The 25,012-nt window shown below is 40.2% G+C and carries 22 protein-coding genes; 3 read left to right on the top strand and 19 right to left on the bottom strand.

What is annotated here, in order from left to right; genetic code table 11:
- Window positions 1-156: 156 nt before the first annotated feature.
- Both B3317_RS08810 and B3317_RS08805 read left to right on the top strand, forming a co-directional pair.
- Window positions 157-1,737, top strand: coding sequence for a sensor histidine kinase (locus B3317_RS08810; protein WP_291110733.1), 1,581 nt, complete (start codon window positions 157-159; stop codon window positions 1,735-1,737).
- A 22-nt stretch (window positions 1,738-1,759) separates the two neighbouring features.
- The gene (locus B3317_RS08805; RefSeq protein ID WP_006801484.1) at window positions 1,760-2,473 is read left to right on the top strand and encodes a response regulator transcription factor; all 714 of its coding nucleotides are present in this window, start codon (window positions 1,760-1,762) and stop codon (window positions 2,471-2,473) included.
- Window positions 2,474-2,519: 46 nt separating this feature from the next.
- Here B3317_RS08805 and B3317_RS08800 read toward each other — a convergent pair whose 3' ends face one another.
- From B3317_RS08800 to B3317_RS08770, 7 genes are all read right to left on the bottom strand, one after another.
- The gene (locus B3317_RS08800; protein ID WP_291110730.1) at window positions 2,520-3,425 is read right to left on the bottom strand and encodes a DMT family transporter; all 906 of its coding nucleotides are present in this window, start codon (window positions 3,423-3,425) and stop codon (window positions 2,520-2,522) included.
- A gap of 2 nt (window positions 3,426-3,427) precedes the next feature.
- Window positions 3,428-4,801 carry an aminopeptidase P family protein gene (locus B3317_RS08795; RefSeq protein ID WP_291110728.1) on the bottom strand — a complete coding sequence of 458 codons (1,374 nt, stop codon included), beginning with the start codon at window positions 4,799-4,801 and terminating at the stop codon, window positions 3,428-3,430.
- Between the two features lie 1,033 nt (window positions 4,802-5,834).
- Window positions 5,835-6,419 (bottom strand): hypothetical protein, encoded by a 585-nt coding sequence (locus B3317_RS08790; RefSeq protein ID WP_291110726.1) that lies wholly within the window; start codon window positions 6,417-6,419, stop codon window positions 5,835-5,837.
- A gap of 65 nt (window positions 6,420-6,484) precedes the next feature.
- Entirely contained in the window at window positions 6,485-7,783 is a 1,299-nt protein-coding gene (locus B3317_RS08785; RefSeq protein ID WP_291110724.1) for a phenylacetate--CoA ligase family protein, read from the bottom strand.
- 95 nt (window positions 7,784-7,878) lie between these two features.
- Window positions 7,879-9,543 carry a C45 family autoproteolytic acyltransferase/hydolase gene (locus B3317_RS08780; RefSeq protein WP_291110723.1) on the bottom strand — a complete coding sequence of 555 codons (1,665 nt, stop codon included), beginning with the start codon at window positions 9,541-9,543 and terminating at the stop codon, window positions 7,879-7,881.
- Window positions 9,536-11,023, bottom strand: a complete 1,488-nt coding sequence (locus B3317_RS08775) for a phytoene desaturase family protein (protein WP_291110721.1) — start codon at window positions 11,021-11,023, stop codon at window positions 9,536-9,538. The genes B3317_RS08780 and B3317_RS08775 overlap by 8 nt, the downstream gene beginning before the upstream one ends.
- On the bottom strand, window positions 11,016-14,882 hold the full coding sequence (locus B3317_RS08770) for a trifunctional MMPL family transporter/lysophospholipid acyltransferase/class I SAM-dependent methyltransferase (RefSeq protein ID WP_291110719.1): 3,867 nt from the start codon (window positions 14,880-14,882) through the stop codon (window positions 11,016-11,018). Before B3317_RS08770 ends, B3317_RS08775 begins: the two co-directional genes overlap by 8 nt.
- A 58-nt stretch (window positions 14,883-14,940) precedes the next feature.
- Between B3317_RS08770 and B3317_RS08765 the strand changes: the two genes are divergently transcribed.
- On the top strand, window positions 14,941-15,174 hold the full coding sequence (locus B3317_RS08765) for a hypothetical protein (RefSeq protein WP_291110717.1): 234 nt from the start codon (window positions 14,941-14,943) through the stop codon (window positions 15,172-15,174).
- A gap of 351 nt (window positions 15,175-15,525) precedes the next feature.
- Here the strand turns inward: B3317_RS08765 and B3317_RS08760 are convergent, their stop codons facing one another.
- From B3317_RS08760 to B3317_RS08705, 12 genes are read right to left on the bottom strand one after another with little or no spacing between them, the layout of a single operon-like run.
- Window positions 15,526-16,725 carry a DUF2062 domain-containing protein gene (locus B3317_RS08760; protein WP_291110715.1) on the bottom strand — a complete coding sequence of 400 codons (1,200 nt, stop codon included), beginning with the start codon at window positions 16,723-16,725 and terminating at the stop codon, window positions 15,526-15,528.
- Window positions 16,718-17,101, bottom strand: a complete 384-nt coding sequence (locus tag B3317_RS08755) for a hydroxymyristoyl-ACP dehydratase (protein ID WP_291110713.1) — start codon at window positions 17,099-17,101, stop codon at window positions 16,718-16,720. Before B3317_RS08755 ends, B3317_RS08760 begins: the two co-directional genes overlap by 8 nt.
- Entirely contained in the window at window positions 17,088-17,636 is a 549-nt protein-coding gene (locus B3317_RS08750; protein ID WP_291110711.1) for a hypothetical protein, read from the bottom strand. The genes B3317_RS08755 and B3317_RS08750 overlap by 14 nt, the downstream gene beginning before the upstream one ends.
- Window positions 17,611-18,240 (bottom strand): outer membrane lipoprotein carrier protein LolA, encoded by a 630-nt coding sequence (locus tag B3317_RS08745; RefSeq protein WP_291110709.1) that lies wholly within the window; start codon window positions 18,238-18,240, stop codon window positions 17,611-17,613. The genes B3317_RS08750 and B3317_RS08745 overlap by 26 nt, the downstream gene beginning before the upstream one ends.
- A complete protein-coding gene (locus B3317_RS08740; protein ID WP_291110707.1) occupies window positions 18,237-18,929 on the bottom strand; it encodes a polysaccharide deacetylase family protein in 693 nt (230 codons plus the stop codon). Before B3317_RS08740 ends, B3317_RS08745 begins: the two co-directional genes overlap by 4 nt.
- Window positions 18,923-19,873: a beta-ketoacyl synthase chain length factor gene (locus B3317_RS08735; protein ID WP_291110705.1), complete on the bottom strand. Its 951-nt coding sequence runs from the start codon at window positions 19,871-19,873 to the stop codon at window positions 18,923-18,925. Before B3317_RS08735 ends, B3317_RS08740 begins: the two co-directional genes overlap by 7 nt.
- Before the next feature lie 10 nt (window positions 19,874-19,883).
- A complete protein-coding gene (locus tag B3317_RS08730) occupies window positions 19,884-21,068 on the bottom strand; it encodes a beta-ketoacyl-[acyl-carrier-protein] synthase family protein (protein ID WP_291110702.1) in 1,185 nt (394 codons plus the stop codon).
- Window positions 21,068-21,328: a phosphopantetheine-binding protein gene (locus B3317_RS08725; protein WP_291110700.1), complete on the bottom strand. Its 261-nt coding sequence runs from the start codon at window positions 21,326-21,328 to the stop codon at window positions 21,068-21,070. The genes B3317_RS08730 and B3317_RS08725 overlap by 1 nt, the downstream gene beginning before the upstream one ends.
- On the bottom strand, window positions 21,316-23,052 hold the full coding sequence (locus tag B3317_RS08720; RefSeq protein WP_291110860.1) for a beta-ketoacyl synthase N-terminal-like domain-containing protein: 1,737 nt from the start codon (window positions 23,050-23,052) through the stop codon (window positions 21,316-21,318). Before B3317_RS08720 ends, B3317_RS08725 begins: the two co-directional genes overlap by 13 nt.
- On the bottom strand, window positions 23,040-23,483 hold the full coding sequence (locus B3317_RS08715; protein ID WP_044216849.1) for an acyl-CoA thioesterase: 444 nt from the start codon (window positions 23,481-23,483) through the stop codon (window positions 23,040-23,042). Before B3317_RS08715 ends, B3317_RS08720 begins: the two co-directional genes overlap by 13 nt.
- Window positions 23,480-23,914 carry a hydroxymyristoyl-ACP dehydratase gene (locus B3317_RS08710; RefSeq protein WP_291110696.1) on the bottom strand — a complete coding sequence of 145 codons (435 nt, stop codon included), beginning with the start codon at window positions 23,912-23,914 and terminating at the stop codon, window positions 23,480-23,482. The genes B3317_RS08715 and B3317_RS08710 overlap by 4 nt, the downstream gene beginning before the upstream one ends.
- Window positions 23,911-24,996 carry a class I SAM-dependent methyltransferase gene (locus B3317_RS08705; protein WP_291110694.1) on the bottom strand — a complete coding sequence of 362 codons (1,086 nt, stop codon included), beginning with the start codon at window positions 24,994-24,996 and terminating at the stop codon, window positions 23,911-23,913. Before B3317_RS08705 ends, B3317_RS08710 begins: the two co-directional genes overlap by 4 nt.
- Window positions 24,997-25,012: the final 16 nt, after the last annotated feature.

The following is a 25,012-nucleotide window of genomic DNA, read 5'->3' as shown; positions in this document are numbered from 1 at the left end:
AATATTTATAAGCTTGCATAGAAAAAATATTTCCTTTATGTTTATTTTTTCAAATGTTAAACAATATCTTTGTCTTAATTGTTAAATAGTAAAATCGAGACCTATAAAATTTATTTAATTAAAGTAAGCAAGTCTTGGTAGAATAGAGAGGCTAAAATGAAAAAATCGACAATATGGATACTCGCCGGAATAATGGCATTTGCGTTCTTTGGCCTATTGTACTTACAAATAACCTACCTTAGAGAATCAATAAGGATAAGGAGTGATCAGTTTAATGAAATTATTAACAGAAGCCTTTTGCAGGTCTCTCGCAGTTTGGAACTCGATCAGACACAAAAGTATCTGAATGAGGCTTTTCTTGAGAATCAGAAAAAACAGGCGGCCGCTTATAACAGATCATTATCTTTGCAGAATCAGATGCAGGAAGAAACTGTAACGCATCAGCAAAGAGTGAAGATGACAGCTCCCGATATGGAGATAAATATGGAGTTGAATATGTCGACCACTACCCAAACTCCGAAGAGTCAGATTTTCCAGTCGCCGAGCAAAGGTGGAACGAATGCCATATCGAAAACTATATTCGGTATGCAGGATGAACAAAAAAAGAAATATCTTTACGAGAGCGATATAATGAACGAGGTGCTGAACCGTATTATAAATACGGCAAGTAGTATACCTATAGCCGAACGGGTGAATCTGAAATCGCTTGAAGTTCTTATCAGAAACGAGATAAAAGGGAATGGGATAGAGTTGCCGTTCCAGTACGAAGTGGTGGACAAAAACGACAAGCCAATATATCAGCAGCCGTTTTTTACGATGCAAAACAGAAAGGACTATTACCTGCAATCGTTGTTTCCCAACGATCCGCAGGATAAGGTTACATACCTGAAAGTATATTTCCCTGATAAGGATAAATACTTGTTTAGTGAAGTAAAATTTCTATATCCGTCAATTTTGTTTACCTTTATATTGTTGGTAACATTTATTATAATCATTTATATCACGTTCCGCCAAAAGCGTTTGTCGGAAATGAAGAGTGATTTCATGAATAATATGACACATGAACTGAAGACGCCTGTGTCAACAATCTCATTAGCAGCACAAATGCTTAAAGATGGCTCCATTACAAAGTCTCCGGAAGTTTTCAAACATATATCAGGGGTGATAAATGATGAAACCGAACGGCTAAGTTTTCAGGTAGAAAAAGTTTTGCAGATATCTCTTTTCGAGAAACAAAAGGCAACACTGAAAATGAAAGAACTGGATGCCAATGATGTGGTTGTAAGTGTAGCTAACACTTTCCAGATAAAAGTTGAAAAATTCGGAGGTAATCTGGATATCGATTTAGAAGCCACAGAATCAGCTATTGAAGCAGATAAAATGCATTTTACCAATGTGTTATTTAACTTATTGGATAATGCGGTGAAGTACAGAAGAGAGGATGTACCTCTGGAATTGATGATACGCACCTGGAATAGCAATAATAAACTATATATCTCAGTAGAAGATAATGGCATAGGTATAAAGAAAGAATTTGTAAAGAAGATATTTGAACGTTTCTATCGCGTATCTACAGGCAATCGGCACGATGTAAAAGGTTTTGGTCTGGGATTGGCATATGTGAGGAAAATAGTTGAAGATCATAAAGGAACTATAAAAGCTGAGAGTGAATTAGGTAAAGGCACTAAATTTATAATTTGTCTGCCTATAATGAAGAATAATGAACAACTCAAATAAATTGTATGTAAATAAGTAAGTTATGGAAGAAAAATTGAAATTATTTTTATGTGAAGATGATGAGAATCTTGGTATGCTGCTAAGAGAGTATCTTCAGGCAAAAGGTTACGACACTGACCTTTACATTGATGGAGAAGTTGGATACAAAGGATTTGTAAAAGAAAAGTACGATCTGTGTATTCTGGATGTGATGATGCCTAAAAAAGACGGTATCACTCTGGTAAAAGAAATCAGAGCAATCAATACAGAAATTCCGATCATATTCTTAACAGCTAAGAATATGAAGGATGATATCCTTGAAGGCTTTAAGGCCGGAGCTGACGACTATATTACAAAACCGTTCAGCATGGAAGAACTTGTTCTTCGTATCGAGGCTATCTTCCGTCGTGTAAAAGGAAAGAGGAGCAAAGAACAACAGGTTTACCAATTCGGTAATATGAACTTTGATACTCAAAAGCAAATTCTGACTATCAATGGTGAAAGTACTAAACTGACCACTAAAGAAGCAGAACTATTAGCTCTGTTGTGTGCTCATGCTAACGACATATTGGAAAGAAATCATGCCCTGAAACAAATCTGGGTTGATGATAACTATTTCAATGCCCGTAGCATGGACGTGTATATCACAAAGTTGCGTAAACTGTTGAAACCTGATCCAAGTATTGAGATTATCAATATCCACGGTAAAGGTTATAAACTGATTGCCCCGGTGAATGAAGAAGAAGGTGCTGAATAATATCAGTCCGAATATAGTGTAAAAAGCCGGTTGATTCCGGCTTTTTTTATTTAGTCAATAGCCTTTTACGTAAATACTTTGTCAGGTATTCATTGAATATGATACCAAATACAATCAGAAATAATCCCAGATATGTAGTCACGTATATTTGCTCCCCTAATATCAGATGAATCAGGAAAAGGGAAATAAACGGCGATAAATAGCACATCTGATTCACCAGAGCCGGGTTATTCGTTTTCCTGATAGCCAGCCCGAAAAAGATGAACGGTATCCCCATCTCAAAAGCACCTACATAAATGCTGGATAATATTCCGGGCACAGAATTCAGACTGACTCCTGCAAACAAAGCTCCTATCAGTAAATATAACGAGCCAAACAGGAAGCTGAGGAATAATGCAACTATTCCATCCACTTTTTTGTTCTGATTGTTTACTATCCAATAAGTTGCCCATAAAAATGCACTAAGAAAGGCAAGTAGCAATCCTGTAATAGGTAAACTCTGCCCGCTTATACCACCCGAACCTAACGATATAAGAGCTACTCCTCCGAGAGATAGTGCCATACCGATATACTTCATCTTAGGTATTGGCTGGCGGGCAATTATAGCCAGCAAAACGAGTAATACAATCGGCCAGGCATAGTTTATCGGTTGTGCTACCTGCGCTGGCAATAAGGCATACGATTTGAAAAGAACCAGATAGTATGCTACAGGATTCAATAAGCCGACCAATGCAAACCATCCCCACTGTCTGGCAGGGAGAGTTTGCAGGTCTGTCCATTTTTTCAGAATAGTCATTGCTATGCTGAATATAAGTAGCGCGGTAAAACTGGCAACCAAAAGCATCTCGAAATGAGAGAAATACTTCAGCGCCATTTTAAACATCGTAGCTACTGTAGACCAGCTTAATACGGCAATGCCGCCATAAATAAGCGCTTTATTGCTGTCCTGCATCGTTATCTTAAAGCTTCTACTTCTTCGGTAGTCAATGGTATCTTTTTACCTAATCTGCGGGAACCTGTTTCTGTAATAAGAAAGTCTTCTTCGTTACGCAATCCGCCAAAATCGCGGTATGCCTCCAGCTTGTCGTAATTGATGAATTCTTCGAATTTCTTTTCACCTTTCCATAAATCTATAAGTTCGGGAATAAAATAGATACCCGGCTCGATAGTAAGAACAAAACCAGGTTCCAGTTTCCGTCCCAAACGTAACGATTTCCGTCCGAATTGCGTACTTTTGGGCTCTCCGTTGTATCCGACCCAAACTTCACCCAGATTCTCCATATCATGTACATCCAGTCCCATCATATGTCCCAGTCCGCACTGGAAAAACATCGCATGAGCACCGGCCTGTACAGCTTCGTCCATATCGCCTTTCATCAGGCCCAGCGATTTCATCCCTTCGCATATGACCTTCGCCGAAAGTTCATATACTTCCCTGAACGGGATACCCGGCCGTAATGCTTCTACCGATGCAATATGTGAAGCTACCTGAATATCATATACATCTTTCTGGCGGGATGAGAATTTCTTTCCGGCAGGTATAGTAGACGACATATCGCCTGCATAGCCCATTTCGGTCTCCGCACCGGCATCAATGAGGAACATATCTCCTTCTTTTACCGTATTTCCGTGATAATGATTGTGTAATGTTTGCCCGTTTACTGTGGCGATAGTAGGGAAGGAGAGTCTTCCTCCGGCAGCATAGGCTACTTCTTCCAGAGCAGCCATTACCTCATATTCTTTCATCCCTACACGGACTTTCTTTATCGCGGTAATGTGCATATCGGCTGTAATATCACAGGCTTTTTCTATTTCAGCGATTTCTTCTTCCGATTTATAGATGCGTTGATTTACTACACCCTGAATAAATGGGAGAGAGGCCTCTTGTTGTGCAGGTTTAAGACCCGTCCAGTCCATTAGCCTGAGTTTATGTTCTGCTCTGTAAGTTGGCAGGTAATGCACTTTCTGTCCTTTAGTTGCCGCTTTTGACAGATAATCGCCTAGAGAAGAATAAGGCCGGGTATTAGCAACCCCGACTCTCTCGCTCTTTTCCTTTAAGGTAGGCTGTGTACCCATCCATACTATCTGGTCGATAGTAAGCTCATCTCCGAAGATAATCTCCTTATCTTCATCTATATTGATAACTGCGGCCAATCCGGCATATGGAAGCCCGAAGAAATAGAGGAATGTGGAATCCTGACGGAAAGGGTAGGTGTTATCTTCATAATTCATTCCGGACTCGTCGTTTCCGAGAAATAATAGAATACCGGAACCTATTGTTTTTTTCAATTGGTTGCGGCGGTTGATGTAGGTTTCTTTTGAAAACATAGTATTATTATTTTATATTGATATACCAACTTATCATTTTCTCACCGTGTTTTACAAGGTGTGAGTTAATAAAAACTTGACAAACTTTACACATTTTACACTATTTTTTTATTGTCATTATTTCCTGCTATTAGCCAATCGCTTTTAGCCTTTAGCAATGCGGGCTGATAAAAATTTGTAGCTCGTTGCTGCTTGCAGGGAGAAGTAACACATAATTCTTTACTTATTTACTTAAAACTTATACTTGTTAAAATCTGACAAACTTGACACTTTTTTCATGTTTTTTATTCTTATGTACTTAGGGGATAAATTTTTCTTTACCACAAGTGTACAAAAATTTACAGAAGGACACTATATAAAAACTTGACAAACTTGACACATTTTGCACTATTTTTATTCCTTTATTTTTTATCCTCTGATAAACCAGGATACTAAAAACTTATACATTAAAGTCGTCAGGACTTTTTATTTTAGTATTATTTTGTCATTGGCTCCGCTTCGCTCTGCCGAACGTTGTTTCTGAGGTACGAAGAATCTCGTTTCAGGGGATGTTTGCCTTGTCTCGCTTCAACGATTTTGACTCCGTCGATTTTCAATTCACTACCGTTCAACATGACAAAGAGAATAAAAACAGATAAAAAGAAACTTTTTTTGAAAAGTCTGGACGGCTTCATTTAAAAGTATCAAAGAACTATCAACTATCAGCTAAATATATAGATAAAGTTTTCAAATACTGATCGGCATAATACATGGAATTTATATTTTCTTCTCTTGGTTCGGCATAGGCGCTGCCTGCATTGTGTTCAAACAAAAGTTCCTACTTTTGATGTTCTCGTACATGCCGGTTCCAGCAATGATTTTATATTTATCTATACTGTGAAACAAAGTTTTACTTTTAACTATGAGCCTATGCCAAACGATTATTCTATAAACGATTTAAATCTTTCAGGACTATTGTCTGAAAGATTTAAATCGTTATTAATTAGGTTGTTATTTGAATAAACAAAAAGGCTCTGGTACGAATACAGGACTCTTATTTCAATGCAGATTCGCTGAATTTCAGTACTTCGCGTACCGAGTGAGCCCAGAAATTGCGAAGGCCGAATCCCTGCGCCTTACCATCAGATTTCCAGCTATCAATGATATTACGGGTTTTTATATCAAAAAATACGACATCGAAGTATCCTCTGTTTTTTGCCTTACTTAATCTTTCTGCTATGATGATTACCCCCGTGCCATCAGTCTCTTTTATCGAAAGGGATTTTATGATGTCTTTTATTGTGTTGTCCTCTAGCTGATATGCAGCGTCAGTAGTAAATATATTGTCCGCTTTAAGATCTGATATACGTGCTTTAACATCATCAACATAAATACCCAGAACCCTTTTTCTCAAATACTTAGCAATGTCATATTTTTTTGCTTCTGTAATGAATAGATTGTTTATATCCTGAAAAGCATATTTAAAATGTTCACCGGATTCTTTTGCACCATATACCTTCGCATGCGAAAAATCAACTCCGTAGAAATTAATAGCTTCAATGTCTTTTAAAACCTCTTTTTTTTGTGCAAAACCGCATACGCTGGCCAATAGGGCGATAAGTAAAACTAATTTTTTCATATAAATAAGATTTTATTAGTGATTTTATACCAAATGTAAGAAAAAGCCTCTTCTTATCAAAAGAATTACCGTAAATCTATAAATTTAACAGCTTTCCGGCTCATAGGCGGAGTCTGAATCTGCGCAATATATTCAGGGGATTCGAAAGTTATGTTTGGAGCAACTCTAACCTTTGATCTGAACAAGTCCTTGATTTCTTTTATAAAAGCTTCGCTCCTGTTTTCATCACAGCCTACCCGCACTAGTATTTCGTCTGTTCCCAGATCGTTGGTAAATACTTCAACTACATAGTTCTTGATATGAGGTATATTGTCCAGTATATCGAATAAGGCCGGTGGATAAAGTGTGGTTCCCTTATATTTTATCATTTGGCCTCTGCGTCCCAATACGCTGCTCAGGCGTGTGGTATTCCTGCCACAGCTGCAAGGTTCGGTATAGTGATAGCATACATCCCCTGTCTTGAAACGCAGGAGGGGCATACCTTCCACTCCCAGAGTAGTAATCGTGACTTCTCCGGACTCGCCTTCTCCGACAGGATTGTCGTTATCGTCCAGAAATTCCACTATAATCAGTTCCGGCTGTAGGTGGCCGCCGCAAAAGCCGTCGCATTCCGTGAATGATGCCTGCATTTCGGTAGAGGCATACGTGGAGTATAATTGCATGGAACTCCATTTTTCCTGGATGCGTCTACCCAAAGTATTTAGTTCGAAGTTCTCTTTGCGTAAAGATTCTCCTATGCAAAGGCATTTCTTTACAGAGCTGTTGTTATAATCGATCTTATTTTTTTCGGCAAAATCTATCAGCTTTATAAGGAATGAGGGGACTGCTATCCCGCATGTGGGCTGTATCCGTTCTATTGTATCCCATTGAAGTTCGGGTATTCCGTTTCCCACACGGGCAACACCCATGCCCAGTTCGCGCGCTCCGAGGAAATAAGCCAGCCCGGCCATGAAACGGCGGTCTATAGTTGTCATCAATTGCATGATGTCATCTTTGGTAAATCCTGCGGTGGTAAAAGACAGGTATTCGTTATAGGCGAGGCGGTCGAGATCTTTGCTGGTGAGAACAAATGTGATGGGATCGCCCAGAGTCCCCGATGTAGTTACATAATCGATAATCCGGGACTTCTCTACACAAATAAAATCTTCACTGTATTTTTGCAGGTCATTCTTCGTGGTGACGGGCAATTGCCGTAGATCTTCAATTGTCTTGATCCCGTTTATGTCAATATTCTGTTCTTCGAACATCCTTTGATAAAAAGCAGAGTGTTCTTTTAGGTATTGCAGAGCAGCTTGTAATTTCGTTTCCTGATATTCTTTGATTTTGATAGCAGGCTGAAATTGTATGTCGGGGTGCTTTTTCATTGGGTTGTCATTTTAAGCAAAAGAAAGTATTTAATGATATATAACTTCAATCTAAGTGCTTGTTGTATTTAATCTAAACAAAGTAATAAATAGGTCTATGACCTGATTTTTTTCAATATCCGTTCCTTTTCGGAGACTTTCGGTATCTCTTTTGTCAATGCTTTTTGCCAGTAATCCTTCGCCTTCTTTATTTCTCCTTGCGACAGGTAATAATCCCCGATTATTTCGTACATATGATAATATTCGGGATTAGAAGCCTCATATTTATTTAATATTCCGGAAGATACGGAACTCTTCTCTTTTGTCTTAGCTTTTATATCTTTCGTCAGCTCCTTATATACCATAAGGTTATTGAACATATCGCCATATAGTAATGAATCTTCGGGAATAGTGTATTCCGGGGAATATACCTCTCTCCTGAAATCCGTATCTTCCCCGAATATCTTATTCAGGTCATAGGCTACATATTTACCCATTTGCCAGGGGTGGGTAGATACCCATATTATTCGCTGTTCGGGCTTAAATATGACCGAGTGGTGTGCGATAAACTGATTGATTGCCATTTCGTTTGTCAGGCCTATTTCCTTATCTCCCGATCCTTTTGTGTTGCGAAGGATAGAGGCCGCTTTTTTCGCATCTAAAGGTTTGTTTTTATCAAGGAGCTCTGTCAATCGCCGGAAACGGTATTGGCTGTCTGTTGTACGGATATTTTCGAGATTTCGCTCGTCCTTAGCGAATATTTCGGATTGGAAATGATTGGTACATATAATTTGTTCTTCATCGGTAGTGAATAAACCTATTTTATCAGGCGATTTTTCTATAATGGCCGCTTTCTTGTCTTTCGCTGAACCTATAAGGATGGATTCGGATACAAAAGTCTCTCTTTTTTTCGCAATCTCATACGCTTCCTCAATTGTTGACGCATATTGCAATATCTCTCTTGTAAGGATGGATATTGGCGTTTTAGCGGACGCAGGCATGGTTGATTTTGCGGCATTAATTGTTACAGTCAGCCCTTCCTCATTCATTCCCGATAATACGCCGGTCATCCCCGGCCAGGCTACAGATACGAATTTATAACCTTTTTCGGGCGCATAGAACTGTACTTCTTTATTTTTTGCAAAATCATCCCCTGCATAAAAATCGAAATTGCGGCCGATTACCAATGTTGAATCGGCGCTTGCCGTACCCCATGTAGCAAAGGAACTGCATCCTACGAGCATATAGTCTTGCATGGCATGTCCTAAATCATGTGCGGCGTGGTAGTTTAACTGTCTTTCGTAGGGAGTGCCGATATAATGGAATTCATCGGAACAGGAATGGGATATCCCGTAAATTTCGCGTCTGTATTCTTCAGGTATATTCTTTCCCAGATTACGGTTGTATAGGATGGTAAAGAAGCCAAGGAACCGCAGGTAATTTTCGGATGGGACAAGTATCTTTATCTGGTCTACAAATACTTTTTCCTGGTAATATAGCAGGTCTTTCGACATCTCTCCTATGGCGATGCCCCGTTCATAATCGCTACCGGAGACTTTCAGTTCCCACAATCCGCTTTCACTCTTGCGGAGATAATTATCACCCCATTGACGGTAATCAGGTTCTTCTGTCAGTTTGTAGCGGGGGACTTCTTCCTCTATTTCTGGTACACACATATCCGCTGAAAAATACATGTAGCCGATAATTCCGCCAAAAGCGAGAATGAATATCAGCAGCACATATAATCCGGTCTTCAGGCCTTTTTTCAACAATTTATGCATTTCCTACTTTTTTAGCTAAATATTCCTGACCTACAAAGTCGGCGCAAGTGAACATGGATGTGAGCGTTACCCCCAGAGCACCATGTACATTCATATTCTGGCCTGTAAAGTAAAGGTTTTTCAGTTTCGTTTTTGTGGAAATAAAACCTAATTCGGGAAACTTACAATCTTTTACTATACCGTATGCCGAGCCATAAGGCGTTCCCGTATAGTCACGGTAACTTAACGGTGTGGTGCTATATATACTTTCTATCTTACCGGAGAAATCGAATCCTTTGCCTTTCAGAAACTCAAGTACTTTGTTTGAATAGGCTTTCTTGAAAGCGATGTAATCATCCCCCCGCTTGCCCACAGTGGTATTTTCCCATTCTTTCAGTTCCGACATATACATTGGCGTCAATATCGAGATTATATCCGTATAGTCACTATTGCTGTTGCATTGGAAGCAGAGCAGGGCGTTGTTGATCTTATCTCTGGACGAATCGTCATTATACCATACATTATCAGTTCCATGCACATAATAATTACTGTTGATATAAGGCTGAGAATCCGGCTTCATCACCAGATACGTTGTGAAGACTCCGAATGAATTAGGCAAAGCATTGATGCGGGATATATAAGCGTTTTTTATATAGCGGCTCTTTTCCAGTATCTCCAATGTGCGTTTGGGGTGGATATTGGAGATAAAATGATCGGCCTCGAATATTTCTTCATTGTTTACTTCTGCGGCCGTTACCTGATTGTCCGTTACTATCAGGCGGGTAACTTCCTTATTGTTCAATACGGTACCTCCATTCGCCCGGATAACGTCTATCAGCCGTTCGGCTATCTGCATGGTTCCGTCTACAAAACGGTACGGACTTTCGATATACGAGTTATTGGTCATCGCATGATGATAGAAAGTCGAACTATTCTTTATCCCTCCATACAGCATGGATGTAGCGGCTAAAACGCTTCTCAGTGTTTCATCCTTGACCGTATCAGCTATCATCTGAGTAGCCGAAGTATAAAAATATTTCATGCCGTTTTGTGCTATATTTCCTTTTTTCAGGTTATCCACATCTATGAGCCTGCTCACATCTTTAAGGATAGAGGTATATGTTTTCAGGTTTTCCCGTTCATGGGGAAAAGATTGGGCCAGCGTATCTGCAAAATGGTCGTGGCCAACAGCGTAATTATATATTTTGTCTTTATAGAATATGGTGTCGAAAGAATCGGTGTCGAGACGTTTTATGTTCAGCTTATCCATTATACCGAAGTATTTGAAATACTGGTTCATTATCTGTCCCTCATCCAGACTACCGATATAATGAATCCCTGTATCGAATTGATGTCCTTTCCGGATGTATGTTTGCAGGCATCCACCGAATAGCACGTTCTTTTCAAGCACGCATACATTGTATCCCTCCTTGCTCAGAATGGCAGCGCATTCGAGACCGCCCAATCCGCTTCCGGCTATAATGATATCGTATTTACCCATTTGTTTTCTCTTCTTTCTTCTTAAATATAAAAATAGTATTAGACGTATATTTATCGTTTTTGAAGCTCTCTATTGCCATATTACAGCTTTCTGCTATTTCATACAGCTTTTCAGCCGAAGTAAAACAAAGTTCTTCTTTTGTTTTATTAAAACCAAATATACGGGTAGAGAATATCTCCGATAACTTTGTCAGTTTTTGTTTTTGCTTATCCCGGCTATCTCCGTCACGAACGATAATCAAACCGTTGTCATTAAGATTCTGCACGCATCTTTTTAATAACGATTCCTGTTTCTGGTTATCCATATAGTGCAACATGTCATTCAGTATAAACACATCGCTTTCGGGTAGCGGATATTCCAATGCGTCGGCATGTACAAAAGCGGTATTCTCTTTATGTAAATATCCGTATCGGGCGACTCCGGCTTTATCTTCATCATAATCTATGCCTAATACCTGCCTGTCAGGTGATAGCATGGCAAGCATATATCCTAAAGTGCCATATCCGCAACCGATGTCTGTGATTTGCCCCCTCTCAGGTATCAGTTCATCGAATATTTTATAGCTTTTTTCCATTTTCACCTTTATGCGTACATACCATTCCATCACCGGCCCTTTATAGATGTAATTCTTTACCAGCATATGATAGAAATACGGATTGATGGCCGTATTATATTCTGTGCAAACTTTTGCATATTCGGATGCGAAGTAAGCCGCCGTGTTTTTTGTCCTTTCTTTATAAGTGTTTCCGAACGAGCGGTCTTCATAAGTAATGCGGGGCAGGATTTTAGTTGCTATTATTCCCCGTTTCAGATAGAATGGCTGTGATTTTGAAATAACCATCCCCGTGCCATATAATATGATGGGGATTATATCCAGTTTCAGTGCCTCAGATAGATAGAACGCACCTTTGTGGAAGCGCTTCAATCTTCCATCGTATGAACGTGTACCTTCAGGGAATATGACAACGGAGTATCCTTCATCGATACGTTCTTTGATATGCGATACCGAATTTTCATATCCTTCGCCTGTATAAAAATAGCCTGCATACCTGATTACTGCGCCAAAGAACGGAGATCTCCATACCCATTCGTTTGTAACCATTACCATTTTAGGATGGAGCGTAAGCAACAGGAGTATATCGAGGAAAGACTGATGGTTGGCTATGATAATGGCGGGTTTCTTAAATGTTTCGCCACCGGTATTTACTTTCTTTTTCTTCAGTATAAATCCTGCAAAGCAGATGAACCGGCAGTTGAGCATTATCAGGTAGCAAATGAATTGCCGCTTTTTACTTCTCTTTACAGGAACAAGATACAATAACAAAATGGTTATGCGGAGAAATAGACATCCGGCAAGGAATAGCCCGTATATAAAGGCGGTTATCAAAATAGAGGCCAGTGTATATGGCGGCAGCCCTTTTGTTGTCTGTGAAGACATAAAGATGCGGAAGATGACAGGAGGAATAGTATATGAAACCAGAACCACAACTATCATTCCGAGGATAGACATCAATGAAATAGATTGCAAAGCGGGGTGCTGTGCGAAAATCAAGGCTCCCATTCCTACAATAATGGTGAAAGCCGAAAAGAAGATGGCTGTTTTATGTCCGTTCAGCGCAGGCTTATTTGTCCGGTATTTATTCTGTAAACCGTCCATAATAAATATACTGAAATCGTCCCCGATACCAAATATGAAAGTGGACAGGATGATATTGATGATATTGAATTCCATCCCGGATATTCCCATGATACCGATAATGATAATCCAGCTGATAAACATTGGGGAGAAACTAATCAGTGTTAATTCGATACGTCCGTAAGATATAAGTAAAGTGATGAAAATGAGGAATGATGAAATGAATAAAATCAGATAAAAATCATCATTGATAGCAGATACCCACTTCTTTGTAAAGAAGGAACGGTCTAAAATCACAACTTCATTACCATTATTGAAATGTTGATATACTTCTTCCTTATTTTTATCATCGAGCTGCACTTGTGAAATGAGCAGGGTAAGGCCCGGCACATTAGTTTGCCAGTCGTTTAATATCCGGTTTGTCTCTGTAATATCTTTATGCAGGGTAAAGTCAGAATCTATCCATTTGTAGAATGGGGCAAAAGCGTCCTGACGAAAATTAAATGTTGCAGACTCGCTTTTCAGCGTTGTTTTCAAAAATTCTTTCTTCCCGGCAGTCCAGTAATTATTCCATTTTTGTAAACGTTCTTGCCGGATATCTTCGGGGATAAGGAAGTAATCGGCGGAAGCGAAGTTGTTAATCAGGCCTTGTCCTTTTAGTACTGATAATTTTTTATTGGTCGCATTATAGTTTTGTATTGCTTCATCTGTATTTTTACCTACACTTACAAACAGGATATTTTTCTTATCGTTATCTACGATTTCAGCCAATTTCTGTTCAGCTTCTTTCAAATGTTCCGGTTCATAATTCATATGCATCATGTCGGTATCGAAACCCACATTGCGTGAAGTAAATATACAGATGACCGTTAATATTAAGATACCGCCTACAAGCCATTTATTTTTATCGAAGCGGTAAGCATTGAAGCGCTCTATAAAGCGGAGCAATGCGCTTCTTTTCTGATGAACCCTCCCGTCGAGGAAGTGAGGCAGGTATATGAGGCAGAAGATAATTGTACCTATCAGCGTCATAGACGCAAAAAGCCCGAAGTCACGTAATAATTCCGAACTGGTGAAAAGTAATCCTAAGAATGCGCCGATTGTTGTAAAACTACCGACAGTGAGAGGGTAGGTGAGTTCCTTTATCAGTTGCGTCACAGACGCGACATGGCTCTGGTGTACGACCATGTGTATGGAATAACTCAGCGCGACGCCCATGATTATGGAGCCGGAACCGACGGCGATAGACGAAATACTACCTTTCAAGAGTGAAATCATAAAGAGGGCGAACAAGCCCCCGAAGATAGTCGGTGTGATGATCTGGAAGATAGTTCTCTTTTGTCTAAAGGCCAGCAGGATGAAAACAATGATTATAACCAGTGCCAGAGTGATTGTCAGTATGGAGTCTTCTTTTATCTGACGGGCATTATATACACCGACAGAAGGGCCTCCGTAGTATTCGGCTTTTACCGAAGGGTAGTCTTTGTTAATAGCGGCTATTTCCTTTTCGATAGCTGAAATCAGTTTATCGTTTTGCCCCGTACTTCCCATGCTGTATGTAGGAGTAATGAACAGCAGCAACATGGAGCCGTCTTTGGAGAAGATGTATCCGTCTTGTTGCTCGAAATTACTATCCAGTTGGAAGTCTTGCAGGCGTTTCAGTGCATTTCCTCCAAGACTGAGAGGGTCTCTCATAATGTATTCTTTGAGAAAGCCTCCGGCCGGAGACAACAGATTGGAATAATTTCGGTGCATAACTGATGCGACTTTTTCTTTTGAAAACAAGGAATCTATACGCTGATAATCGCTGTCGCTGAGTAAGATCGGAAGATTGTCATAGACGAAATTCTGCATCTCGGTTTTCAGACTGTCGTCTATGCGGAGGAGTATATTGTTTACATATGTTCCTTGTGTCCGGGCCAACAGGCTATCTGCGAATAAGGTCGCGCTTTCTGTCAATACTGCGGTATCGTTGTCCTGTTCCTTATCTGATGACGAGAACGAGAACATGACAATAATCTTGTCCTTGATACGCAGGTTGTCGAAAACAGTATTCAGGTTTTGTTCGTTTTTGGTATCAGGAAAGAACTGGGTGATATTTTCCTCGAATTTGAGTTGCAGGGCAAAATAACCCATAATGGCTATACTTGCAACCAGCGATAAATAGAGGATTATCTTATGCCGTGCGAAATAATTATATAGGTTGACGAAAAAGTTACTCATTTACACTCTATGTTAAGTATTGTACATTTATTTATACGTTTAAATGTTCTATTATTTAATGTATAGTCACCATCTTAATTTTAGATTGGAGGCTTTAGCTCATTACTGCCGCGCCCTCCCGGGCTTGTCCTTCCTTTTGGCATTGCCCAAAAGGAAGCAAAAAGCTAGCGCTTCGTTCCTCGGCGACCCACAATCGGTTTGCCTGCTGAAAGTGACGAACGGGCTATCGCCCCGTCTCTTTCTACGCCGCCTGTACCGTGTGGGTTTCCCCGCCTGCGTCACTAATGCGTAGAGGCTGACGCCATAGTGAGGGCAAAGTCCCTAAGCTCAATATGCGCTAGCCTTATCGTGCGTCAGCCTGCGCCGTTAGCTTCATGGACGGGATACCCGTAGGATGAAAAGACGAAAAAAACGGAAACGTGTTTGAGCTTAATCGCTGATTCGGATTATACAATCTTTAGAGCGAGTTTTTCCGTTTCGTCTTTTAGTCCGTTACGGGTCGGCCTTTGAAGCGGGCGCTAAAGAGTTTTTGGTTCCTTTTGGGGCTTTGGCCAAAAGGAACACAAGCAATCTCTGATTGTGCGTAGTAAAAATTACATTAAATAATAGAACGTTTAAATATGTCATTAATTTGTTTGATTACTTAAATATCTACTGCCTGTTTCCTTTTTCTGAATATCAGCAGTAAACTTGCCGATATAATACCTGCCAGCATGCTGCAAACCAAAGCGAAAACTATACTGCCGGTCAGATACTGGAACAAGACCGTTTTCATCCTTTCCAATGAAACATCGGTGATATCGAACGATACCGGGCTATTTGTAAGAAAGCAGCCTGTGGCATAGCTTCCATACAAAAGGAACGGCATTACCGGGGGAATACTGATATTGGAAGCAACCAGCGAAATTACTTTGTTCAGTTTCAGAAAATGGGCAAGGAAAACCGTCACAATCATCTGATAACCCCATATGGGAACAATCCCCATGAAAATCCCCAACATAATGGATAGTGTCATGGTTCTGTTCGAATCTTTCGACTTTAGTATTTCCTTATCTATAAAAGCGCGGATATTTGTCCATGTCAGTTTCCTGAAAAATTTCAAGGGTAATATCCACAAGAAGGTGACTATAACAAGTATTGTATTCAGTATGCTGATGCGTGTAAAATCCCTTAACGGTCGGAAGTGCGATATCCGTTCGCCCTGTGGCGGGTAATATACATTTACAGGGATATTTTTTACATTCACACCTTTCCATGCCAGAAATACGATCATTTCCAGTTCGAATTCGTATTTGGCTGTGCAATACTTCATTTTTCCTATATGATGGAGCGGATAAAGGCGATAGCCGGATTGTGTGTCTTCCAGTTTTATACCTGTTTCCAGCTGAAACCAGAAGTTCGAGAATTTATTGGCAAATGTATTTTTACCCGGCATATTATTAGCTGTCAGATTTCTTGCCCCCACAAGCATAGAATCAGGATGTATTTCTATTTCATTAGCGAAAGCAGGTATATCGGCTGGGTAATGCTGTCCGTCGGAGTCTATCGTTATCGCATATCTGAATCCCTGTTCTTTTGCTGCTGATAATCCATTTTTGAGAGCATAGCCTTTTCCTTTATTTTTTGTGTGGGTAATGATCTGAATGCCGCGGATGGATTTCAGTATTCCGGATGTTGTGTCTGTAGAGCCATCGTTGACCACTATAATATGTTTGCTGTATTGTTTTACCCCTTCGATAACGGATAGGAGAGTCCTGTCGTTATTGTATGTAGGGATAATAACAACGATACCGAGATTATTTAATTTCTCCTGCCATATTATAGTATCTACGGATTCATTCATTTTCAATCTCTTTCAAAGTTGCTTTTACTTTGATGAATACGGTATCTGTGTTTTGATATTTTCCTTCTGCGGACAGGGAGATACGGTTATCGTCTGTATCTTTTAACGAAATATTAAACTCTATCAGGCCGTTAACCATGGGGTCGACCAATGACAGGAACTTTGAGGAGGATATGTATGCGTACATATACTCTTTACCGGATAGTTTTTCGGCGCAGTCTTTTATGATTTGTAATGTGCATACTCCCGGAACTATCGGTTGTCCCGCGAAATGTCCTTCATATATGCGATGCGAAGGATTCAGCTTCACTCTTAAACGATGAGCGGGCTCACCTTTCATTACATCGGTTATTTCGTAAAAATCATTCAATAACATTGTTTTCTCCCATTTTCTCCAGTCCGATAGTTAATCGTAGCCAGGAGTGCTTTATTTGTATTTTCTCAGAATCGTTTTCTGTCTCAGGTGTGGCATAAATCACCCCCTTGGAGATACCTCCTCCTGTTACAAATTTAGTATATTCTTTTGTTTTTTCTATTTTTTTAACGTTCCTGCCGGATAAAAATAACAGTTTGAAGTCAGTTTCAAAGATTTTCAGTATACGGTCTTTCCGCATAGGCTCTATACAACTGTAAACATTCCAGTTTTCACCTTTCATTCCGAAATCGAACAGACTAAGCCCGAACATGGTAGATGCGACAATGCGTATTTCACCATCTTCCATTGTTTTTGCGATAAGCATACCGTTAAAATGTTTGCCTCCGAAATCCAGCGTCATATTATACTTCTGCGCTTTATTCCCAACGGATATAATAGGAGCAGGCCCTGTTTTCAGCGGATATGTATTCTTAGAACAGGAGACGAAAGTAAGGCATACCAACAGGATACTAATTAACTGAAAACTTTTTGTCATCTGTCAGTGTATTAAACTTTTTGTTCTGAAACAGGTAATCGGTATAATCGGTGGCATTCTCCGATATACGCAATTTGGATACCGACATATCTTTTTTGTCCATATAAATATCGAAGCCTGAGATATATGCCTGTACAGATTTATTGGTTGGTTTTATTTTTATCAGATAGGAGTTGCTATCTTCAAAGTATTCCATGTTATAGCCTGATATTTGCGAAATATTGCCCGACATACACGCGGCGAGCATACTTCTCATTTCGCTCATGACTTTATTCGATTTCAGGTTCACAACATTTTTTTTACCATCCGAAACTATCTTTAGTTTATCGGCATTTATAACAATCAGGTATTTTGTAGGGGAACTATAATCGAGACTTATTTTATCATTGTGCCTGTAATAGAATTTACCTTTTGAAGTTATATCTTCATTAAACAGGTCGAGATGCTTTATTTGAGTAAAATCACTTTCTATACTTTTTACAGATACAGCCTCCCGGAGAACCCGTTCATTAAAGGCTTTCACATCTTCCATCTTTTTCATCTGCGCGTTTATCTGCGTTATACAAATGAAAATAAGTAAATAACAAATATATATGCGTTTCATTTCGTTGTTTTAGGTATATCAAATAATTTATCTATCCTCTCTATGATGTAATCGTTTTCTTTCAGAAGATCGAGCACTTTTCGTAACAGGCTGTCACTCTGCGGCAATGGATCGTGTAAGAGAATGACTGCTCCCGCCTTTAGTCCTCGCTTTATTCGCTTCAATACCGTGTTTTCTTTCTTACATGTATCTAAAGAGCGGATACTCCAGCCAATAGTCAGATAACCCATTGTCCTGACCACCTTTGCTATGGTCGGATTGGTGATTCCGAAAGGCGGACGAAACAATATCGTTCTTTCTCCTGTTACCTCCTCAATAGCCTTTTCGCAATCGCTTAGCTCCATTCTCATTCGTTGCGACGCATACAAAGGAAACGAAAAAAAGTGATTAAAAGTATGGTTACCGATTAAATGGCCTTCCTCTTTCATCCTTGACAGGATACTCTCATTACCTTTAATCTTGCTGCCTATACAAAAAAAAGTAGCTTTGACATCATATTCTTTCAGAATATCAAGCACTTTGGGCGTCTGCTCTTTGTCGGGCCCGTCGTCAAATGTGAGTGCTACTACTTTTCCTTTCTTTTCATTCCGGCATAATGCTTTTAAGTATATTCCCGACCGGATGCTGTAAGAGGCATAGATGAGGAATATAAGCAGTATAGCGGCTATGGATGAAATGAAAATCAGCATTTTTTCAATAATATCAATGAATGATTTACAGTGTAATAATGGTTGTAGATAAGCAGGTATTGTATATCACCGGATTCTTTCAATCGACTTAATCCTTTCCACATACCGAAAGCCGAAGCGGTCGGGTATTCCCCGCAAATGTCTTTGAATGTCGAGTATGAGGTGGATGGGAATAATTGCTCCACAACATTATATACCAGGTCATCGGTTGTGTTTCCATTTTTACCTGTGATAAGATGTTGTATATCAATCGATTCTATATTGTTTTCTGTCAGGAATATCTTTATCCTGTGCAGCATCTCCTCCGAAGACAGCTTTCCTGTAAATGTCCTGACAGCTGCCAGTTCTGCAACAGTATATAATTCTTTTTCAGCCGCTAATGTAAAAAACTGGGAGCCTTCGCCCAATATAATATTATCGAGCATACCCAGCCTTTTCAAGATAGTATGCCCGGCGGGTAACACTTCATCGGCAGCACCGATCAGGACCTGATTGTCACCTTCCCATATCCTCATCATGCCGTCGATCAGGGCGCTTTCGAAGCTGAGGCCGCGGTGCACATAGGTATTGTTATAAGAATGGCAGCCTGTAATCAGGGCGATCTGAGCGCCTATGACATTGAATGTAGATTGTATAAAAGCCGAAGGATTCAGCAATTGCTCCTCATTTTCTATGAGATTATCCAGAAATTTTTCTGTATCGGTCAGGCATCCAAGTCCGGTGGCTGTAATAATGGCATCTATATTTTTGTTTCCACTTTGTTCCAGACAAATCAATCCGCACGCAACACCCATCCTTACAATGTGGCTCATACGGCGGCGCATATTCGCGTTGGTTATGATGTGCTTGTAATCAGGCTCCACCGCATGCAGCATCCCGCTTTCTCCGGTAATACCATCGGGGTGGATAGATGCGAATGAGTTTATATAACAAGGTCTTTTCATAACTAAGAGTCTATTCTATTGCCGAAAAAAGTAAAGAAGAATCATTCCCTCCGAATCCGAAAGAGTTGGATAAGACATGTTTGATCGGTAAGCCTTCGTCACATTCTGTAACAGGAATAAGATTCGTATCTTCTATCGGTTTTTTAAAGTTGAGGTTCGGATAAACGATTCCTTCAGATATGGATAATACGGATAAGGCCGCCTCTATCCCTTCCGAAGCTCCTAATGTATGCCCTATAAACGGTTTCAATGAACTGAATTTAGGTGTACCCTCACCGAAAAGATGTATGATCGCTTTCCCTTCCGACAGGTCGTTGTTAGGCGTTCCCGTACCATGCACGTTGATATAGTCCACATCACCGGGAAGTACATTTGCCATTTCAACAGCTTCTTTCATACACAGGTACGGCCCGTCTCCATCGGGAGAAGTGGCTGTCTGGTGATAAGCGTCATTTGCATTGGAATAGCCGGAGAGGATACAATATGGTTTTCTTTTTAATGTTTTTTCTAATTGTAATACTAGATAACCAGCACCTTCGCCCAGATTCAGGCCCTCACGGGATTTGTCAAATGGTTTGCATAGTTCTTTATCCAGAATCATCAGCGAGTTAAAGCCATTCAAGGTAAACTTACATAAAGCATCGGTTCCTCCGACGATAACAGCATCCAGCAATCCGTTTTTAATCATCCTTGCCCCCAGCATTATCGCGTTTCCTGCGGAAGAACAGGCTGTACTTATTGTTGTTACATAATCGGTTATACCCAGATAGGACGCAATTTTTTGAGTGCTGTCGCCGCAATCATGCGAAACAATATCCCTTAAACGGCCCTTTTCCTCATCTTTCCGGAAATCGACGTAAAAGTTTTCACTTAAATCCATACCGCCCACCGAGGTGGAAGATATAAGTCCGGTACGTTGAGCCTTTACATCTATATTTGAATCCGATAAGGCCTCCTTCGCCGCCAGTATTCCAAGCAAAGCAGTTCGGGAGTATGTTTTACCGGAAGGTAGAGCTAATAACTCTTTAAGCTGCTCATTTGTATATTTCACCTCACTTACAGGAACATCGAGGCTGGTAGGGAAAAGAGTGACTTTGCCCATACCATGACTTTTGTGCCGGATAGCATACAGGTTTTCTTCTGTATTTATGCCTATACCCGATACAATACCTGTTCCTGTAATGTAAATCTTCATTATTTCTGATGTGTAGAAATAAATTCGGCTAATGATCTTACCGACCTGAATATTTCGCGTCCTTCGCCTTCTCCAGGCTTTTTGATTTTGATACCGTAATTACGTTCGAGGATAAGGATAATTTCGAGAGCGTCGATGGAATCCAGACCCAAGCCGTCTCCGAATAACGGGGCATCGGCATCTATATCTTCGGGAGTCATTTCTTCAAGATTTAATTCCTGTATCAGTTCTTTTTTCAGTTTTTCTATCAATTCTTCCATATTTTATCTTTCTTTATGAGTCTGAATTCAGCTTTGTATTTATTTGCAAAATATTCGCACCGACCGGTGATGCAAAATTGTAATTTACTCTTGTTCATGGCGAGTTTTACATATTTTTCCTGTCTTTCCGAACTATCGGGATATTCGATAAAGAAGGTATTTTCACCTTGTATTTTATGACGGATACATATTTCACCGGCAACAATGTTGGGCAGTGTATAAACGAATACAGCCGGACTGGCAGCATCGTCTCCACCTTCATCTATTATCCGCTGATGCTTTAAATCCGTATCTGATGACGAAGAGTAATTGGATAAGATAATTCCCATTTCATCGGAATTAAAAGTGATTCCATCTAGTAAATGCAGCGCTGCTATATATCCCAGTTTGCAGAGGTCATCCATCTTATAGAACTTCTGGTTGCTGTCGCCTGCATTTTTGTATGCTTCGCGGATGAAAACAGCAAAATTACCGGATGTGGACTTAAATATGACTTCATCATTTACTTTTATAGAACTATTCTCTATAATACAGCTCTTTATTTCGTTGAATAAAAATGTTCCCTGCTCGATTGACTTATGCGAAGGTATTTTGGATAATATAATAGCAGCATTACAACCGCCAAAGCCGGAAGCCGTTTTAAAACAGGTGTTTATCGTCTTTCTACAGATGTGATTATTACTTACATTCAGGGATTGTGAAACACCATTTGTCTGATAACCTGATGTACCGTATATGACGTTCTCTTTTAATTGGTGTGCGCAAATAATTGTTTCAATAATTCCCGATGCGCCCAATGTATGCCCGAAATACGGCTTTAGGCTATTGACCGGGACTTTTTCCAATTGAGCCAGATGAACAGCTTTCGCCTCCATTTCATCGTTGAAAACGGTTGCAGTGCCATGCAGGTTTATGCAGTCGATGTCATTGGCTGTTACCCCGGCTTCATCCATTGCGTCCCTCATTGCATAGTACAGGCCGTCACCAGTGCGTGAAGGGCCTGATATATGATTGGCGTCGTTGCTTATTGCCCCGCCTCTGATAATTATATTGTTCGTTTCGGATTCTGCGGACAGGAGGATGCTTCCACAGGCTTCTCCCAGATTTAACCCGTCCCTTTCACTATCGTAAGGTCTGCAACGATTTTCACTCAGGGAACGAAACGACCGGAAACCACTGGTAATAAAATGAGAAAGGACATCTACCCCCGTAACGATTATATGCTTATAGTCACCATTCAGGAGTAAGCGACGGGCGATAATAAGAGCTGATACTCCCGATATGCAGGCATTGGAGACAACCATAGCCTTATCGTCCATTCCGAAGTAATCTGTAATCTTAGACGCACTTTCCCTGAGAAAAACGTTCCTGTCAATGTTTTCTGTATGATGTTGCAGTAAGTCTACATTCCCTTTTGTTGTAGAAAGAATGAAACCACACTGCTTCAGATCTATATCTTTTTGCGATAATAAGTCCTTAATTGATAATATGGAGAGTTGTTCGGCCTTGCTGAATTCTTGCAGGCTATGCTTTTCTGTCAGTTCGTTCAGGATATCGGAATTAATTAACCCGGCAAGAATTGGTGCATCGGAGATTTTTCCTGCTTTGACAGGGGCAATCCCGGATTTATTCAGGCTAATGGCACGGACATTTTCTTTAGTCGTAAATCCTAAAGAACTGATAATGTTATCGGCGGTAATGTATATGTCATTCAGATATTCCATTTCTTCTTCCATTCCTGATAAAAATCGGGATTTGTCCACTCCAGTTCATTATTAGAATTTAAGAATACCTGAACTGTACTTCCTGTGGCGACAACTGTCTCACCATCACTTTTATAAACAGTATATTCAAATATTATTTTCGCAGCGTCCGAAGCTATATAGTTTGTTTCCACAATAGCCTCTTCCCCGAATGATAAGGATTGCTTATACTGACAGGTGAGGTCGACAATGGGTGCAGTGTATCCGTTTTCGTAAATGTCGCAATAACCGATTCCATATCGTTTGCCAAAGGTTTCCCGGCCATCCTCAAAATACTTGATGTACTGGCCATGCCATACAATACGCATGGAATCTACTTCACTGAAACGGACTTTTATAGTAGTTCTGTCTGTTAGCGCGGGTTCTTTAGCTCTGTATTTATGTTTTTTCATTCCTTTTTCAAAAATATTTTCATACGGCATTCGGCGACAAGGTTATCTCCGATTTTTACTGTCGCACCTATCAGGGTGATTTCGGCGACTTCCTGTATTATTTTTATCTCGGTATGCAGTTCATTACCTACCTTTGGTAAGATGTGAATTGTCATCTTGTCTACAGATCCGATAAAGCCGAGTGGTACGGCGACATTATTTTGCCTACAGATATATCCCACACGTGCTGCGGCCGATTGCGCGATATGTTCTATAATACCGGGTTCCTTGAAATAATTGTTTTCAATGAAAATATTACCGGGGCTGATTGTCAGTCCCGTATATGAACAGTCACCTTCAATTCCGTAAAACTTATCGACCATCACTATTGGCGGACGTTGCGGAATTAAGTCCAATATACCTCCTTCTTCTGTTATTACCAGCTTACTCATATTCGTTTGCAAACCATAATGCTATGCCCCAATCCCAATCCGTCGTGTATTTCGTTAACTTCCAGTCCGGCTGCTTTTACACAGCGTATCATATCATCCGAATGATACATCTTGCTGTTGCCGTTTGCCAGTGCCGTAAAATACAGGCTGGTCAGAGTGAGGCAATAAGCTGCTGTTTCAAATTTCTGACGGTCCCAGAATGTTTCCATAATGTAAAGGAACGAAGATTTTTCCATAGATGCTGCGGCACGGGACAAAATACTTGTAGCTTCTTCTTCCGAAAAACAATCGAGGAACTGACTCATCCATATAGCATCGAAGCCTTTTGGAAAGGGCACTTCTTTATCCAGCAGATTACAGCCATGCCCGTGTATGCGGTCGGAGCCTGTCCGGCCGGAAGTTTGTTCCTTCATCAGTTCTAGTTGCTGGGGTAAATCCATGATAGTAACATCTACTCCGGTGTCGAATTCAACGCACTTCATGGCCCAGCGGCCTGTATTACCTCCCACATCGAGCAATGTACGGGGACTGTTTGCAAAGACGATTTCCAATGCTTGTGAAAAAGAATTATCGGAATAGAAATGGTCGAAATCGAACCAGCTTTTTTGTACATTCTCAGGCAACTTTGACAGGCCTTCATATATTGTCGGCCATTCGCCAAAAACTTTCAGTCCTTCAGGTTTTCCATTCAGAAGTGCTTCTTCCAGATTGAATAGCCCTGAATAGTTTACATCATGATTAAAGTTCATATTGATACGTGCCATTTCATCGTTCAATAAGAACCACCCGACCTTAGACAGAGTATATTTATCATCCTTTATCAATACAGTACCAATCGAAAGCGAAGCCTCCAGCAATACTTGTGCTGCATAACGGGATAGCTTTTTATGTTCCGATATTTCATTTAGTGTTAGTCCCTCCCGGCTCTCTGATAATAATTCGAAAATACCAAACTTGAGCATAAGCCGTGATACCTGAAAAACAATAGGGCCAAAGGCTATTTCCTGCGCCATCCGTTGTGCTTTGGCCGCTGAAAACTGCTCTTCGGAATATCTTTTTTGTAAGGAAGGAAACAAGTTCATGATTGATTATATGTTA

It is taken from the genome of Dysgonomonas sp. UBA7710 (assembly GCF_002482385.1).
GTDB lineage: Bacteria > Bacteroidota > Bacteroidia > Bacteroidales > Dysgonomonadaceae > Dysgonomonas.
The sequence above is the reverse complement of the archived record's forward strand: the minus strand, read 5'-3'. Positions and strand labels throughout refer to the sequence as shown.

Coding starts and splice junctions, on each gene's coding strand:
- B3317_RS08810 (WP_291110733.1), top strand. CDS start 157: ATGAAAAAATCGACAATATGGATACTCGCCGGAATAATGGCATTTGCG.
- B3317_RS08805 (WP_006801484.1), top strand. CDS start 1,760: ATGGAAGAAAAATTGAAATTATTTTTATGTGAAGATGATGAGAATCTT.
- B3317_RS08800 (WP_291110730.1), bottom strand. CDS start 3,425: ATGCAGGACAGCAATAAAGCGCTTATTTATGGCGGCATTGCCGTATTA.
- B3317_RS08795 (WP_291110728.1), bottom strand. CDS start 4,801: ATGTTTTCAAAAGAAACCTACATCAACCGCCGCAACCAATTGAAAAAA.
- B3317_RS08790 (WP_291110726.1), bottom strand. CDS start 6,419: ATGAAAAAATTAGTTTTACTTATCGCCCTATTGGCCAGCGTATGCGGT.
- B3317_RS08785 (WP_291110724.1), bottom strand. CDS start 7,783: ATGAAAAAGCACCCCGACATACAATTTCAGCCTGCTATCAAAATCAAA.
- B3317_RS08780 (WP_291110723.1), bottom strand. CDS start 9,543: ATGCATAAATTGTTGAAAAAAGGCCTGAAGACCGGATTATATGTGCTG.
- B3317_RS08775 (WP_291110721.1), bottom strand. CDS start 11,023: ATGGGTAAATACGATATCATTATAGCCGGAAGCGGATTGGGCGGTCTC.
- B3317_RS08770 (WP_291110719.1), bottom strand. CDS start 14,882: ATGAGTAACTTTTTCGTCAACCTATATAATTATTTCGCACGGCATAAG.
- B3317_RS08765 (WP_291110717.1), top strand. CDS start 14,941: ATGTATAGTCACCATCTTAATTTTAGATTGGAGGCTTTAGCTCATTAC.
- B3317_RS08760 (WP_291110715.1), bottom strand. CDS start 16,725: ATGAATGAATCCGTAGATACTATAATATGGCAGGAGAAATTAAATAAT.
- B3317_RS08755 (WP_291110713.1), bottom strand. CDS start 17,101: ATGTTATTGAATGATTTTTACGAAATAACCGATGTAATGAAAGGTGAG.
- B3317_RS08750 (WP_291110711.1), bottom strand. CDS start 17,636: ATGACAAAAAGTTTTCAGTTAATTAGTATCCTGTTGGTATGCCTTACT.
- B3317_RS08745 (WP_291110709.1), bottom strand. CDS start 18,240: ATGAAACGCATATATATTTGTTATTTACTTATTTTCATTTGTATAACG.
- B3317_RS08740 (WP_291110707.1), bottom strand. CDS start 18,929: ATGCTGATTTTCATTTCATCCATAGCCGCTATACTGCTTATATTCCTC.
- B3317_RS08735 (WP_291110705.1), bottom strand. CDS start 19,873: ATGAAAAGACCTTGTTATATAAACTCATTCGCATCTATCCACCCCGAT.
- B3317_RS08730 (WP_291110702.1), bottom strand. CDS start 21,068: ATGAAGATTTACATTACAGGAACAGGTATTGTATCGGGTATAGGCATA.
- B3317_RS08725 (WP_291110700.1), bottom strand. CDS start 21,328: ATGGAAGAATTGATAGAAAAACTGAAAAAAGAACTGATACAGGAATTA.
- B3317_RS08720 (WP_291110860.1), bottom strand. CDS start 23,052: ATGGAATATCTGAATGACATATACATTACCGCCGATAACATTATCAGT.
- B3317_RS08715 (WP_044216849.1), bottom strand. CDS start 23,483: ATGAAAAAACATAAATACAGAGCTAAAGAACCCGCGCTAACAGACAGA.
- B3317_RS08710 (WP_291110696.1), bottom strand. CDS start 23,914: ATGAGTAAGCTGGTAATAACAGAAGAAGGAGGTATATTGGACTTAATT.
- B3317_RS08705 (WP_291110694.1), bottom strand. CDS start 24,996: ATGAACTTGTTTCCTTCCTTACAAAAAAGATATTCCGAAGAGCAGTTT.